The sequence below is a fragment of the Salisaeta longa DSM 21114 genome, from assembly GCF_000419585.1.
Lineage (GTDB): Bacteria > Bacteroidota > Rhodothermia > Rhodothermales > Salinibacteraceae > Salisaeta > Salisaeta longa.
In genome coordinates this window covers 2339455-2353904 of record NZ_ATTH01000001.1, presented here as the reverse complement: position 1 = coordinate 2353904, position 14450 = coordinate 2339455, and the positions used below count along the sequence as shown (strand labels likewise).

Below are 14450 nucleotides of genomic sequence, written 5' to 3'. Positions count from 1 at the left end.
GATGTATGGCTACATTAGTAATTGCTGCACACCCGGATGATGAAGTACTCGGATGTGGAGGAACCATTGCGCGCCGAGCTGCAGAGGGAAAAGACGTATATATCGCAATTTTGGGGGAAGGCATTACCTCCCGGCATGATAGCCGAGACGACGCCGAAAAAGAGCAGTTGAAGGCTTTGCAGGCCACGAGCCGAACGGTTGCTGAGATGCTTGGCGCAAAGGATATCTTCACGTATGATCTGCCGGATAACCGGTTTGATACCGTGCCTCTACTTGAGGTGATTAAAATCATTGAGGACTTGATTTCAAAGATCGAGCCTGAAACTGTGTTTACACAGCACGGTGGAGATCTGAATATTGATCATAATGTGGTATATCGAGCCACATTGACAGCAACGCGTCCAATGGCGGATCACCCGGTGGCCACCGTATACTCGTATGAAGTTGCCTCCTCAACCGAGTGGGCTTTTCAGAAATTTGATCCGCCGTTCCACCCAAATACGTTTGTCGATATCAGTGACACATTGGAGACTAAAATACGCTCGATGCAAGCGTACGAAAGCGAGGCCCGTCCCTATCCGCATCCCCGCTCCCCGAAGGCCCTGAGATCAATTGCACAGCATTGGGGACGGACGGTTGGTGTAAATGCCGCTGAGGCCTTTCATCTTGTCCGTTCAATAGAGTAACCTTTATATAACTTGCGTATGATTCCCCTGTCCAATCAACAATCCATGACGATAGGAACTAAAAAGGTAGGCGCTACAGAGCCAACCTATATCATCGCCGAGATGTCAGCCAACCATCATCACGACTTCGACCGTGCGGTGGACATCGTGCAGGCAGCGGCAGAGGCGGGAGCCGATGCGATTAAACTCCAGACCTACACGCCCGATACGATCACGATTGACTGCGATAAGGAGCCCTTTCAGATTGAGGGAACCATCTGGGACGGGCGCACGCTCTACGATCTGTACGAAGAGGCATACACGCCCTGGGAGTGGCACGCGGATCTTCAAGAGGCAGCCTATGACTGCGGGCTGGACTTTTTCTCGACTCCGTTTGACCCGACGGCGGTAGACTTTCTGGAGAAACTGGAGGTGCCAGTCTATAAGCTCGGCTCATTTGAAAATGTTGATCTTCCACTGATTCGAAAGATCGCCGCCACAGGCAAGCCGCTCATCATGTCGACGGGCATGGCCACGCTCGCGGAGATTGACGAGGCCGTTCACGCCTTTCGGACAGCAGGAGGGACCGAACTCGCCCTGCTGGCATGCACCAGTTCGTACCCGGCTTCGCCTGAAGACATGCACCTACGCCGTATTCCGCACCTGTCCGAAACGTTTGACGTCGCCACGGGCCTGTCTGACCACACATTGGGCACAGAGATCCCGGTTGCAGCCGTGGCCTTGGGCGCACGTATCATCGAGAAGCACCTCACCCTTTCGCGAGACGATGAAGGTCCGGATAGCGGGTTCTCGTTGGAGCCCCGCGAGTTCAAAGAGATGGTCCGTGCGGTCCGCAAAACAGAGCAAGCAATAGGTACCGTGCAGTATGGCACCCGAGGCAAAGAAGCCGAAAGCGGGGTGTTCCGTCGTTCGCTGTTCGTAGTCCAAGACGTGAAAGCAGGGCAACCTTTTACCAAAGACAATGTCCGCAGTATTCGTCCGGGCCATGGACTGCATACACGTTACTACGAAGAAGTCCTGGGCAAACGGGCCGCGAAGGATCTTGAGCGGGGAGTGCCGCTTGAATGGACGCACGTGGGATGAGGCTGCGCATCATCATGGAGACCGAACGCATCCCCCGCCGCCAAGACGCCCCGCCGACGTATGCCCTCAACGGAGCGGTGTACGTGGGAGAGACGGAGGCATTGCGAAACGACGGGACCTTTCTTCAACACGAGACAGTGGCGTATCCGATGCCAAAGGAGCGGGCGGTGGATGTGGATGATGAGGTGGATATGCGGGTTGCGGCAGCTGTAATCAAATCCGACGCAAAGCCCTGCAGTAGTTCAAGACCAAGACGCGGAAACGAGTGAGACCTTCTTGAAATCGCCATGCCGATTCCCTGGTATATCCTCCGAGCCAACAAAATCGACCAGACAAAGCGAAACGTCGGAGTGCGAAGCCAAGAACAAGTCCGTCTGCTTCGCACTTTGAACCGTATGAACGGAGGACTGAAAAAGGTACCACTTGTGCCCACCCTCAACAACCGTCTGTTTCGCCGCTTCAACGTCACGCCACAAGCCTTATGCCAGCACCGCCTTACAAACTATGGGAATACCCTATTCACCCTACCGGAAGCGACGGAATCATTTCTCCGCACCGAGTATGCCGATGACTAGGCGTATGTGAATGAGCGAAAAGGCAAGTCATAATTCAGTGCATAGACTTCTAAACATTACCAAAGTGTATCTGAATTTCTGATGGTTTCAGGATTAACAAAAATGGTATACTGGCACTGTAGTTATTAAGGTAAACACAAGTGAAAAATAAACCCACAAGCAAAATTGTTTTCAAGAAAGCCAAGAGTATAGCTAAAAAGCGTGTGTCTGAAAATGAAAAAATGCTATTCGCAATTTTGTTTTCGTCGTTGTACAGTAGACCTCCTTCTTGGCGTGCCTCACTTCGATCGCTGAAAAGAGCCCTTTACCCCAGTCACCAATCATACAGTATTGGGGAAGTCTCTCAAGGACTGCCTTCTGTTCTTGTTGCAAACACAGTTGACGCCCCACACTACCGTCAAATAATAAACTCCATTTCATCTCTATTTGAAAAAAATAATATATCAACCTTAAACCTATGCAAGAAATGGGCACGAACCAGTATTCAAGAGCATATTAGTGTGCTATTAAGTTTTATGACTTTCTTCATTTGGTTTATTGTAAAACTTAATCCCAGTAGTAGACAAAATTGGAGTCACGTGTTGCGTTCGCTACCGAAGATGCTCCACTCCTACAAAGAAGTGAAAATCAATCAAGACAAGATATCCATAGACTTGAGAAAATTACAAGGAGTCGTTGTCATCAATGAAGATTGGCTTCCAACATCATCTCTAATAAAATATGCAGAAGAGAATGACGTAAAAACTATCCACTATCCACACGGAATAATAGGAAAGGTAAATTTACCATTAATATCTGACGTGCAGCTTTTCTGGAATGAGGAGATGAAAAGTTACTTTTGCATCAATGAAAGCTGCTATAGCATCGGGTTTTTAGAAATGTATGGTTTGGTTGCAGAATCAAAAAAACAAATCCCAAAAGACCCTTTCGAATTTGATATTTTGGTGACAAGTCAAATCCATGCATCACATAAAGATGACAGATTTAGCAAAGTGTTTGAATTGATATCTAATTTGGATCAATCAAAAAAAATATGTGTAAAAATGCATCCTTTTGATAGCAAAAAAGACAAATCGACCGTTGAACACATGATGCGAGGCGGAGCATGTGATTATAAAATATATGACGCGGATGAAGCCTCACTACAGAATTTGCTGCGGAGGTCAAAGACTCATGTGACAGTAAGTTCGGGTTCAATCGTTGTTGCAAACAAACTTAGCGTGCCTAATCTGTTATACGGTAAATCTGAACAACTCGAAATTAATGGAGTGAGCAAGGGTGCCGAGTTCTTTGAGAATGTGTCTGAATTAGAAGAGGCAATCAAGAAGACGGTTGACTATGAAAGACCAAAATGGGTAAAAAACAATTACATCAAGCATCAGTTTCAAAAGTTCGTACATGCTGAAATAAAAAATTAGGATCTTTAGAAGCCAAAGCAGTGATAGTCAGGTTATATCTAGAATGAAAAAGCAGCTTACAGACCAATTTTTATTGACTCAAAGGCATAATTTAAACAAGCTGCCTGCAACCTTGGTCGATTGCATTTAACGAACACCGATATGCCCTAACCCACCCTGTAAGACCTCCTCGCTCACCCTTCCGTCAAAACCGGCTGGCCGTGCACGGAGCAGAGCGACCCACTTCCCGAGACACAGCCCGACGGGTCGCCCTGGCCGAAAACCAGTATTGTAACGCCCAGTTATAACCAAAGCGCTATGCGGTAGACTTGGCCTCAAACAAAGTCTTTGCCTTCTGTATCTGATAACATCAATGAATCTCTCAAAGTAACGGTCGTTATGCCCAGTTATAATCAAGGCCGGTTTATCGAAGCCACGATCCGCTTAGTGTTCTTGCTGGAATATCCTAACTTAGAGTGCATCGTCATGGATGGAGGCAGCGAGGATGAGACGGTCGGCATCTTGCAGCGCTACGATGCAGACATTGACTTCTGGCAGAGCGAGTCGGGCCGCGAGCAGATGGGACATCGGTGTCGAGAGGTTGTCGAAGCCAAATATACGTTGGCGGTGCAAGCGCGAGCGTACGAACAGTTGTACCGATCCCTGCTGGCATAAGCGAACCGCTGCTGCAAATCCTCCATCGGCTTCATGACCCTCCACGCTTATCTCGAACCCCCGCGCACGCTCCTGTCCCTCGACCCGCCCCGCACGTTCGATGCATTCACGCTCCTGTACACCAAGATGGACGTCCAGATGCGCAACCGGGTCGCCTTCGTCCTCCGCACCGATCCGCACGCCCTCCACTGGAGCCACGTGAAGCGGTACATCGCATCCCAGGATCGCGACCCCGACCACTGGCGCAGCGACTTCGACCGGTACAGCACCAACGAGACGCCATCGTTCCAGCGTATCATGGGCCGCCACAAACGCCCCGAGGCCGACCCGGCCGCACAGCGCAGCATCGGACGCAACGCACTCGATCAGCTCCGCACCCTTAGGACAGTACGGAACGACGTGATTCACGGCATCGCCGTCTCCGGGGAAACCCACGCCCGGTTCAACACGTCTCCAACGCCCAATGCCCAACTAACCGAGTGGGTCACCACCGTCGCCGCCGCGATGAACAACACGATTGGATACAACGGCATCGCGAACCTGCAGCGCCACGACGCCGTTACGCGCAACGACCGATTTGACACAGACGTGCCTTGTAAGAGGGCAATGCGTATCTAACAAATGCTATGGCCGTAATCGGCTGTTATTATTGCACCCTAGAAGCAAACAATAACAAAAACATGTAGCATATGGTAGTGTTGGAGTTAAGACACGGTCTCGGGAATCAACTTTTCCAGTATGCTTTTGGGTTACGTGTTGCCCAAGAAAGAAAAGAGGAACTAAAAATAGTCACAGATTGGTACGATGGAAACCAACATCCGGAGTACGATGACAGAGATTTTCTTCTTGATAAACTAGGTTTTAATCTAAAATACGCATCTAAAAAAGAAAAAGAGTATTTCAGAATCACAAAGAGAGGTGTAATTCCTAGCGCAAAAAAAATTTATAGAAAAGTGACAAGAGGGCACCCAAGTCCTGGCTTCTTTTATGAGGGAGAAATGAATATGGGAATAAAAGAAAAAATAAAAAGAATAAATCGATTTGATGGTGATGTGTATTTACTTGGCTACTGGCTTGACTATAAATATGTTGAGCCGACGGTGGAAAAGATACAATATACTGTTAATAAAAAAATGAAAGAAAAAATAAAAAACAAAGACATCAATTTCAAAAATGCAATCTCTATACACATAAGGAGAGGAGATAGATTAAAAATTGGAGAGAAAAATAATAAATATGCCACTTTTAGTCCTTACTACAAAAAAGCGTTAAAAAAAGCAAAAAAAATAATAAAAAAACCTGAGGTATTTGTTTTCTCAGACGATATAGAGTGGTGCAAGAGAAACATAGACGAGAGTTACATTGATTATTTCGTGGATGAAAATAAAGAAAGGCCACACGAAGATATGTTGTTGATGTCTAGATTCAGAATAAATATCATACCAGACAGCACTTTCAGTCTTTGGGCACATTGGATAAATCCAAACAAAGAAAAATACCTGTTCGTACCCAGTTCTATGCCCTTAAATCAGTTTATTGGCCGTCATATGGGTTTTGTGAAAGTAATATAAAATAAATAGTAAATACAAGTATGAACGTAATATATTACTGTTCTGGTCTTGGCTACATAAATCGCGGGTTCGAAACTTTCACACGTGAGTTGTACGAGACTGTTAACGAAGTCTCTGAGCTCCGCGTCACGCTCTTTCAAGGCCGCGGTGATGATGTTGTCGAGGGAGGGCAAGTTGTTTGGGCGCCCCGCCGGAATTCTCAATTGTATGACAAATTTCCGTTCAACGTACCGCGTGGACGCCGGTACTTCATGGAGAGCTTGGTCTTTAGCCTACCTATCATCAAGGCCGCGTATCAGCAAGATCAGCCGATCATTCACTTCAGTGAAAGTGTACCAGTCCGCGTCCTCTACAAGCTACGCGAGCGATTGGGCGGAGACTTCACGCTCCTGTTTTCAAATGGCGGACCGATGTCTCCTGAGCACTACATGCGGTTTGACTATGTGCAGGTTTTGACGCCTATGCAGAAGCGACAGGCGCTGGAGGCAGGATTTCCTGAGGATCGTCTGTTTTTGGTACCGTACGGTCTCAACTGCAGCTGCTTTGAGGCCAGCAAGCAATCCGCTAATCTCGACCTGAAGGACCAGTTTGATCTCCCGAAAGACCGCACCATTGTGCTTTCGGTTGGCGCAATCAATACGCATCACAAGCGTATGGACTGGCTGGTTCGGGAAGCGGCCCGGCTTGATCCATCGGAGTACTTCTTCTGGATGGTCGGGCAGAAAGAAGGGAAAGAAACGCGGGACGTAAAGGCACTGGCCAAAGAAAAGCTTTCAGACGCTTCGTATCAATTCGACACCGTCTCATACGACCAGATGCCTGCCGTATATCGAGCGGCTGATCTATTTGCGCTCTGTAGCCTGCACGAGGGGTTCGGGCGCGTGTACATTGAGGCAATGGCGGCGGAGCGCCCCGTGCTTGCGCATCCGACCCCTAACACGGAATGGATTCTTGGGGAGACCAATCCGGGACTTGTTGCGATGGATAAGCCGGGCAGGCTAGCCACCCAAATCGAGCAGATGGCCGATGATGAGGCGCTGCGAGGTGATCTAGGGACATCGAATCAGAGACGCGCGTACGAGATGTTTGATTGGGGACAGTTGAAAGCAGATTACATTGAAATGTACAGAGCAGTTGCAGAACGTGAGCGGTAAAATCAGGCGATATTTTGCCTATCACAACAACTTGCATTCAAACAAGTACTTCATGCAAATGAAAAAGTCGGCACGTACAGCGTAAGTTTTAATGCGCTGCAACGATTCCATTGCATCTGAGCGTATCCTATCAGTTATCAAGCGGTGTATCAGACAATGAGTCTCCTGATGAGCGTTATCATTCCTACCTACCAGCGTCCGGATGATCTGGCCCGTTGCCTGGATCAGCTGGTACCGGGGGCGCAGACGTTGCCGTTTGATCAGTATGAGGTCATTGTGACTGATGATGAGGGCGAAGGAAGTGAAACCGAGCAACTGGTAAAAGAAAACTATGACTGGGCGCGATGGGTGCCAGCCCCGGGACAAGGCCCTGCTGCGAATCGAAATAATGGAGCTCGGTATGCAAAAGGCGAGTGGTTGGTCTTTACGGATGACGACTGTATTCCAGACGCAAAGTGGTTAGCCGCCTTTGCGCACCATATGGAGGCACCTGCCAATACGATTCTTGAAGGTAAAACAATTGCGAATGGCCCTAAACCCGGACCTGGCTGGGAAGCCCCGCTGAACCTGAAGGGCGGAAAGCTTTGGTCCTGTAACTTCGCTATTCCGCGCAAAGCATTTGATAAGGTCGGAGGCTTCGACGAACTGTATCCGTCAGCAGCTGTAGAAGACGTTGACTTTAGAAAGCGCGTGCTCATGAGCGGAGGTGACCTTTGGTTTGTAGAGTCCGCGCTCGTGGTTCACCCGTGGCGACGTATGGGGACACTGCTTAGCCAATTGAAAAAGGTAGTTTCTTGGAGGCGTTATTACGAAAAATACCCCGAAGAGCTGTGTCTCTTCAACCGGAACTACTTCATTGGAGCCGTAAGTGCCCTGCTTAAAGAAGCTGCACGTTTCGTAATCGGTAAGAGCAATAAGAAAGAAGTATTTTCGAAAGCAGCTTCACTTTTCAAGTCTTTTATTATTTTGAAGATAAAATGTAGTAATGTAAGATAGCAAAAACATATTTTGATTCATATTATCAAGTAAAAGGATAATAATAAATTATGCAAAAAGCCCACGAAAAACATGGCCTGGTACGCTCCGATTAACACAGAAGGCGGACGGCTTTGGTCGTGCAATTTTTCTGCTCGATCTGATGTGTTTAGTCAGCTTGATGGATTCGATGAGTCCTATCCGTTTGCGCTCGAAGATATGGACTTTAAAATCCGTGTTTCAAAGGCGGGATTTTCAACTGTGTTTGTAAAAGATGCAGCGGTTGTTCATCCCTGGCGTGTTCAAAGCCCGGAAGCGATATTTAATCGACAGCTTCGTGAGTTCCGGGGCTGGTATCGATTTGCAAAAAAGCATCCTGACAAGATTCAAGAGTTCAGAGTTGGTTATCTTCTGAGTCCTGTTTTCGCTGCCTTCGATGATGTGTATGGCCACTTCTTGACTCATAAAGGTTGCGGGCTGTCTTCTTATATTGCCTTTTTGGTTGGTGGTGTAATAAAAGCAGTTGGAATTGTCGCTCTTAGTATTTCATCTCGTAGCTAAACCAATAAATAAATTAAGATATGCGGTTTGCTTATTATAGTCACCATAAATGTGCTACAGGATGGACCAACTCAATTGTCCGAGAAGTCTGCTTTCACACGGGGTGCAACCACTACACATTTCATGGCGTAGGTAATTACTCCTCATTTCGCGGCCTTGATGCTGTTGTGCGTGAAAAAGATATAGAATTTCTTGCATTTACGAATGCACGAATCAGTGAGGTTAAAAAACTACGACCCCACCGCGGTTTTCACGTAGTTCGCGATCCGCGTGATGTTTTGGTTTCAGCATATTATTCTCATCTTTATACACATGGTACAGATAACTGGCAGGTGTTGAAGTCTCATAGAGAACAACTAGAGTCACTTTCAAAAGAGAACGGGCTATTGAAAGAAATTCAGTTCAGCAAGCAAAATATGATCAATATGTACAAATGGGATTACAATCAAAAACACATACTCGAAATAAAAATGGAAGAGCTTACAGCAAGTCCATCTGAATCATTCCGCCGTATTCTGACCCATCTCGGACTTACCGTCCAGTCGTCTGGCCCAATCCCATGGTTAACGCAGAAAATGAACCGGCTCCTTTACGCGCTAAATCACCGCTTAGGCAACAGTGTGCCGACGCATATCCGGAAAGAAGGTCATGTACACACTAATATTTTCAAAAGTATTATGGCGTATCATGAGTTTAAGAAAGTCAAAAAGCGAGATTTGAAACGCCGAGACGGTAAGAAAAGCCATTATAGAAAAGGAAAATCTGGAGATTGGAGAGACCACTTTACGGACCGCGTTGCAAATGCATTTGACCGAGAGTACCGTGGCATCGTGCGTAAGCTGGGCTACGAGTGAATGTGGAACCGGTATCGAGATGAGCTTCTCACTGTTCTGTATTTCCCAAACAGCAGGTATTACACTCAAAACAGGCAGCTTTCTCTCAATTTATAAATGTATAGGCTTTGTTTGTTAATACTAATACAAATATCAAATAAATAATTTTAATATAATGAATCAAATTTTAAAAATTTTACCAGAAAATATAAAATCCTCTCTTTACCACCGATTTATTTATCCACCAAATGAGCGGTGGCATTTTCTGTATGAGAATGCACCGCTGGAATATGCCCCTGGTATACGTATGCGCCTGGATCCAAAAGATCGGATGCACGGGCAAATTGCTTTCCTTGAGTACTATGAGAAGTTGCTGTCACGTAAAGTGGTTCAGCTCGCAAAGAGCAGAGGGGGGCTTTTCGTGGATGTTGGTGCCAACATTGGTTATTTTTCTCTTCTTTGGGCTGCACAGTCGCCAAGAAACAAGGTTATAGCAATTGAAGCCTCGCCACGTGTGCTTCCTCTCCTTAAGGAAAATGTTCAGCGCAACCAGTTGGGTGAACAGATCTCAATTGTACGAGCAGCCGCGGGCAAGCAGGAAGGTGAAGTTGAATTTGATCTTGGTCCAGAGTCTGAGACGGGTTGGGGAAGAATAGCGAAAAGCCGGACGGAAAAAACGGTCAAAGTTCCGCAGGTTCGCATCGATGATATCGTAGAAGAGCCCATCAACTTGTTGAAGGTTGATGTGGAGGGCGCTGATACTTGGGTCATACAGGGTGCTGAAAAGCTGCTTCGTGCCAAGAAGATTAGGCACATCTGTTTTGAGCACAATGAGCCACGCGCCGCAGAATTAGGAATTGCGAAGGAGGCTCCTCTATCGTACCTTCGTCAACTCAATTATGAGCTTAGTATGCTCGGAAGTGACCACTGGGCGACCCCCGAGAGTAGAAAGTCAGTATGACTCGTCTCATCCACATCACCCCAGAACTCCCCCCGACCGTAGGCGGGATCGCCGACTACACCGCGATCCTGACCCGGCGGCTGGTGGAGGTGTCCGATGGGGCCGTAGAGCCGGTGCTCATCCGGGCTGGGTGGACGCCGGATGCGCCGGCGCCCGAAGCGAACTTCCCGACGGTGGATCTCAGCGGTACGTGTGCGGATGAGGCGTTGGCCGCGGCGCTGCGTGAGGCGGCGCAAGGAAGCGATCGCGTGGCCGTGCTGCTGGAATACTCGGGCTACGGCTACGCGAAGCGCGGCGCCCCGCTGTGGCTACTGCGGGGATTGCAGCAGGCCTGTGGACGCGGTGGGCTGCCGCTGGTTACGATGTTTCATGAGCTGTATGCCAGCGGTCCGCCCTGGACCAGCGCGTTCTGGGTCTCACCGGTGCAACGGTATGTAGCGGCGCAGTTGGCGCAATTGAGTGGCGCCGTCGTTACGAATCGGGTGAAGTCCGCGACCTGGCTGCGTCGTTACGTTTCGGAGGAGGCGTCCGTGCGCGTGCAACCGGTGTTCTCGAATGTGGGAGAGCCCGAGCAGGTGCCCTCTTGGAACGAGCGGGCCGCGTATGCGGTGGTGTTTGGTGGGACAGGCAAGAATGCACTATACAGTCAGTACGGGAAGCACGTAGCTCGAGTGCTTGACATGCTTAAAGTACCCGAATTGGTAGATGTTGGGCCGAAACCTGACGAATCACTGCTTAAATTTATTGGTCACGATCGAGTCACAGTGAAGGGCTTTCTTCCGATTCAGGAAATTCAGAACTATCTGAAGAATGCGAAGGCCGGATTTGTATGCCGTAATCCGGAAGCATTTACGAAGTCAGGAAGCTTGGCTGCCTATGCTGCTTATGGCATACCAACATTCATTGGACTTCGAGATAGTATGAATGCAAGCCAACTTTGGAAAGAGGGTGTTCATTACCACAGAATTAAAACAATAGAAAATAAGGATGACCGAAGCTCTTACCTAAACTTTTCTATGGGTGTTGGGAAAAATGCCTACGAACTGTATAAGGCATCTGCCCATTCCGCAAAAGCGGGAGATGTGTTCTACCAGATAATTGGCGAAGCTTGTGCAAATTAGAAATGCACTCCCCACTTTCCTGATCTGTGGTGCTCAGAAGGCGGGTACGACAGCACTCTATGCCGCTTTGCAGCAGCATCCAGACATATGCATGAGTCGTCCAAAGGAGACTGAATTTTTTAACTGGCGCTTTGACCGAGGATGGAAATGGTTCGAGTCGAACTTTGCTCACCACAACGGCGAATCAGCTGTTGGCGAGGCCTCCACACGGACCATGCCGACGCCTGAGGCGCCCGAACGTATTTGTGAGAGGCTTCCAGATGTTAAGTTAGTCTTCGTGTTGCGTAACCCAGTTGATCGCGCATACTCCGCATTCTGGTTTTACCTCTCAACAGGTATTTTGCCAGCCGGAACAGATTTCGGAACCTTTATACGAAATGAGGGGCATCCGCTTCGTCATGAGATCATCCAGTATGGTGAGTACCATAAACATCTGAAGCGCTTCAAAATGTACTTCGATGAAGATCAACTTCTCATTCTACGATATCGCGACTTGCGTGAAGATGCGCGCATGCTGGTAGAGAGAGTAGATCGGTTTATCGGAGTAGACCCGAATGAACATCCTGAGCTTCCTGTCAAGAGGCAGAATGTTACGCAGCACCCATCGTCCCCTACTGCTTTCTCTTGGGCAAAAGGTGTTTGGAAAGGTGTGGAGCACAGAATAGAGTCAGTAGCTCCTAAAGTTGCATATACACTGCGTAGCAAAGGGAAACAGATTTTCCTCCGTGGAAGCCGCCCAAAGCTTACTAACGCAGATAAGCAGTATCTCCAGAAAATCTACCAGCCAACGATCAGACGCACCGAGTTAGAGGCAGAACTTGACTTTTCCCATTGGAACTGAAGTTGTGCATGAAGACAGTCGTTTATTCGAAGCCGTTTTTCCCGCTGATGGGAGGGCTGGAGCGAAATACCCTCTCGCTCTGTCTTGCGCTTGAAGAACTTGGCCATTCCCCCCATCTCTTCACAGAAACGGCTCAAGCTCAGGAAGACACCTATTCGTTTCCGGTAACGCGCTCTACGTCGGTATTGGAGTTGTACAAACTCCTCGGAGAGGCTGATCTTCTCATTGTGAATGGCAATGTGTCTCTGCGTGCCATTGTGCCTGCAATTATACGGGGCATTCCATACGCAGTCATCTATCATAACTACGAGGGATACGCGCGACGAGGAAGCGGGCCAAGAACGCGTATCGAGAACTGGATCCGAGAGCAAGTTGCACGAAACAGTGCCGCTAACATCTTTACGAGCACGTATGGGAAGCAGCACGCGGATGTCCCTGAAAGTCGATCACATGTTGTGTTCAACCCGGTTGATCGTGAGATGGAACCGCTGTATGAGGACATCCACCAGAGCGAGCGCAATGCAAAGCAACCGCTGTTATTTGCTGGGCGTCTGATAGCCGGGAAAGGAATATTTGTTTTAATGGACGCGATTGAGATGATCCCTCAGGAGCTGCGTCCTCCCATAATGTTTGCTGGTGAGGGGGAGGATCAGGGCACATTAGAGAAGCGAGCCCGTGAGATAGATGGTGACATCGAGTTGGCTGGACGGCTGAATAGTGAGCAACTAGTTGAAGCCTACCATCAAGCGCGAGCGTTGGTTGTGCCTTCCACAACACACAAAGAGGGTAATCCGCTCGTAATTGCGGAGTCGATCTATGCTGGGACGCCGGTTATCGCCTCCGATCAGCCGCCAATGATTGAGTCTGTGGGCAAAGCAGGTCAAATTGTCGAGCAAGGAGATGCGAAGGCACTTGTGTCAGCAATCCGGTCCTTGTACGAAAATGAATCTATATATCGAGAAACGCTCCAGCATACGGAAGAACGAAGGGCTAAGTTCAGCTTTGCTCATTACAAGCAGAGAATCAGAGCTATTATCTCTACTTTAGATTAAATAACAAAATAAATATGAAGGTTTTTGGAGTAGGTCTTAACAAAACAGGTACAACTACACTTGCTTACTGTATGAAAAAGCTTGGTTTTAAGCATACAAGTTGCAATTTGGAGCTTATGCGATGTGTGAAAAAGAACAAGTTAGGGCCAGTTTTTAACCATGCTGATAAGTATGAAAGCTTTGAAGATTGGCCTTGGCCTTTAATATACAAAGAAATAGATGAAAGATATAAAAACGCAAAGTTTATTATCACGCGACGAAAGAATCCCGAGAAATGGTTCGACAGCTTATACCGTCATGCTCTCCGAACGGGACCCACTGAATATCGCCAAATTGCATATGGACATACCATGCCAGTTGGATATAAACGTAGCCATATAGAGCAATACTTGAAGCACAACCAGGCAGTTCGGGATCACTTCAAGAATCGCCCGAACAAATTGGTTGAGATATGTTGGGAAGAAGGGGATGGGTGGAAGAAGCTGTGCAGTTTCTTGAATAGAGATGCGCCTGACGAGAAACTACCTCACAGGAACAAAGGCCGCTCAAAACTCTGGTCTTCACTAAGTTATCTCAAAGGGTTCGTGGAGCACAGGCTAATGAAGCGAGATCTGTGGAAACCGTAGCCTGCCAAGACAAATTGTTTGATATGATTGCGTTGGAGGCAATTGCCTGTGGGAGTCCAGTAGTGGCCTCAGCTGTTGATGGTCTTCCGGAATCGGTTGGAAACTGCGGAGTTTTAGTCGAGCCAGAGAATCCAGAAGCGCTGGCCGATGGCATCGAACAGGCCCTGGCGCCTGCTGTGCGAAACGAGTTGCGAGAAGCCATGCCTGCCCACATTGCCCGTCACCGCATCGACCGTGTGGCAGATGAATATCTGGAGGTGATTGAGCAGTATATGGAAGAGGGCGCGTAAGCCGGAGGTCTTTCAGTTTCCATAACTAGCTTGCTCGGTTGTTCAAAAC

18 protein-coding genes are annotated in these 14450 nt (G+C 48.1%); all 18 read left to right on the top strand.

The window, feature by feature from the left end; genetic code table 11:
- The first annotated feature begins 5 nt into the window (after positions 1-5).
- Positions 6-686 (top strand): PIG-L deacetylase family protein, encoded by a 681-nt coding sequence (locus SALLO_RS0109795; RefSeq protein WP_022836131.1) that lies wholly within the window; start codon positions 6-8, stop codon positions 684-686.
- A gap of 18 nt (positions 687-704) precedes the next feature.
- Positions 705-1769: a pseudaminic acid synthase gene (gene pseI / locus SALLO_RS0109790; protein ID WP_040605755.1), complete on the top strand. Its 1065-nt coding sequence runs from the start codon at positions 705-707 to the stop codon at positions 1767-1769.
- A gap of 14 nt (positions 1770-1783) precedes the next feature.
- Complete coding sequence (locus SALLO_RS18635; protein WP_169577919.1) at positions 1784-2038, top strand: glycosyltransferase family protein; 255 nt, start codon at positions 1784-1786, stop codon at positions 2036-2038.
- Between the two features lie 126 nt (positions 2039-2164).
- The gene (locus SALLO_RS18460) at positions 2165-2344 is read left to right on the top strand and encodes a hypothetical protein (protein ID WP_157621390.1); all 180 of its coding nucleotides are present in this window, start codon (positions 2165-2167) and stop codon (positions 2342-2344) included.
- 140 nt (positions 2345-2484) lie between these two features.
- Positions 2485-3762, top strand: a complete 1278-nt coding sequence (locus SALLO_RS18455) for a hypothetical protein (protein WP_157621388.1) — start codon at positions 2485-2487, stop codon at positions 3760-3762.
- Positions 3763-4089: 327 nt separating this feature from the next.
- Complete coding sequence (locus SALLO_RS0109780; RefSeq protein ID WP_211214087.1) at positions 4090-4416, top strand: glycosyltransferase; 327 nt, start codon at positions 4090-4092, stop codon at positions 4414-4416.
- A gap of 33 nt (positions 4417-4449) precedes the next feature.
- Entirely contained in the window at positions 4450-5034 is a 585-nt protein-coding gene (locus SALLO_RS0109775) for a hypothetical protein (protein ID WP_022836127.1), read from the top strand.
- Positions 5035-5105: 71 nt separating this feature from the next.
- On the top strand, positions 5106-5987 hold the full coding sequence (locus tag SALLO_RS18225; protein WP_084696245.1) for an alpha-1,2-fucosyltransferase: 882 nt from the start codon (positions 5106-5108) through the stop codon (positions 5985-5987).
- A 251-nt stretch (positions 5988-6238) separates the two neighbouring features.
- Positions 6239-7141: a glycosyltransferase family 4 protein gene (locus SALLO_RS16490; RefSeq protein WP_040605753.1), complete on the top strand. Its 903-nt coding sequence runs from the start codon at positions 6239-6241 to the stop codon at positions 7139-7141.
- Positions 7142-7309: 168 nt separating this feature from the next.
- Positions 7310-8137, top strand: a complete 828-nt coding sequence (locus tag SALLO_RS18220; protein ID WP_169577918.1) for a glycosyltransferase family 2 protein — start codon at positions 7310-7312, stop codon at positions 8135-8137.
- Between the two features lie 72 nt (positions 8138-8209).
- Positions 8210-8677: a glycosyltransferase family 2 protein gene (locus SALLO_RS18450; RefSeq protein WP_157621386.1), complete on the top strand. Its 468-nt coding sequence runs from the start codon at positions 8210-8212 to the stop codon at positions 8675-8677.
- A gap of 20 nt (positions 8678-8697) precedes the next feature.
- Entirely contained in the window at positions 8698-9531 is an 834-nt protein-coding gene (locus SALLO_RS18215; protein ID WP_084696243.1) for a sulfotransferase domain-containing protein, read from the top strand.
- A 154-nt stretch (positions 9532-9685) separates the two neighbouring features.
- Positions 9686-10471 (top strand): FkbM family methyltransferase, encoded by a 786-nt coding sequence (locus SALLO_RS0109755; protein ID WP_084696242.1) that lies wholly within the window; start codon positions 9686-9688, stop codon positions 10469-10471.
- Positions 10468-11592: a glycosyltransferase family protein gene (locus SALLO_RS17835; RefSeq protein ID WP_022836122.1), complete on the top strand. Its 1125-nt coding sequence runs from the start codon at positions 10468-10470 to the stop codon at positions 11590-11592. The genes SALLO_RS0109755 and SALLO_RS17835 overlap by 4 nt, the downstream gene beginning before the upstream one ends.
- Complete coding sequence (locus SALLO_RS18210; RefSeq protein WP_169577917.1) at positions 11582-12433, top strand: sulfotransferase domain-containing protein; 852 nt, start codon at positions 11582-11584, stop codon at positions 12431-12433. The genes SALLO_RS17835 and SALLO_RS18210 overlap by 11 nt, the downstream gene beginning before the upstream one ends.
- Positions 12434-12441: 8 nt before the next feature.
- Positions 12442-13485 (top strand): glycosyltransferase family 4 protein, encoded by a 1044-nt coding sequence (locus SALLO_RS0109745; protein ID WP_028567115.1) that lies wholly within the window; start codon positions 12442-12444, stop codon positions 13483-13485.
- Positions 13486-13499: 14 nt separating this feature from the next.
- Positions 13500-14111, top strand: a complete 612-nt coding sequence (locus SALLO_RS18940) for a sulfotransferase (RefSeq protein ID WP_169577916.1) — start codon at positions 13500-13502, stop codon at positions 14109-14111.
- On the top strand, positions 14099-14401 hold the full coding sequence (locus tag SALLO_RS0109740; RefSeq protein ID WP_157621384.1) for a glycosyltransferase: 303 nt from the start codon (positions 14099-14101) through the stop codon (positions 14399-14401). The genes SALLO_RS18940 and SALLO_RS0109740 overlap by 13 nt, the downstream gene beginning before the upstream one ends.
- Positions 14402-14450 lie beyond the last annotated feature (49 nt).

Bases quoted from the DNA above. Each gene is read 5' to 3' on its own strand.
- SALLO_RS0109795 (WP_022836131.1), top strand. From the start codon at position 6: ATGGCTACATTAGTAATTGCTGCACACCCGGATGATGAAGTACTCGGA.
- pseI (WP_040605755.1), top strand. From the start codon at position 705: ATGATTCCCCTGTCCAATCAACAATCCATGACGATAGGAACTAAAAAG.
- SALLO_RS18635 (WP_169577919.1), top strand. From the start codon at position 1,784: ATGGAGACCGAACGCATCCCCCGCCGCCAAGACGCCCCGCCGACGTAT.
- SALLO_RS18460 (WP_157621390.1), top strand. From the start codon at position 2,165: ATGAACGGAGGACTGAAAAAGGTACCACTTGTGCCCACCCTCAACAAC.
- SALLO_RS0109775 (WP_022836127.1), top strand. From the start codon at position 4,450: ATGACCCTCCACGCTTATCTCGAACCCCCGCGCACGCTCCTGTCCCTC.
- SALLO_RS18225 (WP_084696245.1), top strand. From the start codon at position 5,106: ATGGTAGTGTTGGAGTTAAGACACGGTCTCGGGAATCAACTTTTCCAG.
- SALLO_RS16490 (WP_040605753.1), top strand. From the start codon at position 6,239: ATGGAGAGCTTGGTCTTTAGCCTACCTATCATCAAGGCCGCGTATCAG.
- SALLO_RS18220 (WP_169577918.1), top strand. From the start codon at position 7,310: ATGAGCGTTATCATTCCTACCTACCAGCGTCCGGATGATCTGGCCCGT.
- SALLO_RS18450 (WP_157621386.1), top strand. From the start codon at position 8,210: ATGGCCTGGTACGCTCCGATTAACACAGAAGGCGGACGGCTTTGGTCG.
- SALLO_RS18215 (WP_084696243.1), top strand. From the start codon at position 8,698: ATGCGGTTTGCTTATTATAGTCACCATAAATGTGCTACAGGATGGACC.
- SALLO_RS0109755 (WP_084696242.1), top strand. From the start codon at position 9,686: ATGAATCAAATTTTAAAAATTTTACCAGAAAATATAAAATCCTCTCTT.
- SALLO_RS17835 (WP_022836122.1), top strand. From the start codon at position 10,468: ATGACTCGTCTCATCCACATCACCCCAGAACTCCCCCCGACCGTAGGC.
- SALLO_RS0109745 (WP_028567115.1), top strand. From the start codon at position 12,442: ATGAAGACAGTCGTTTATTCGAAGCCGTTTTTCCCGCTGATGGGAGGG.
- SALLO_RS18940 (WP_169577916.1), top strand. From the start codon at position 13,500: ATGAAGGTTTTTGGAGTAGGTCTTAACAAAACAGGTACAACTACACTT.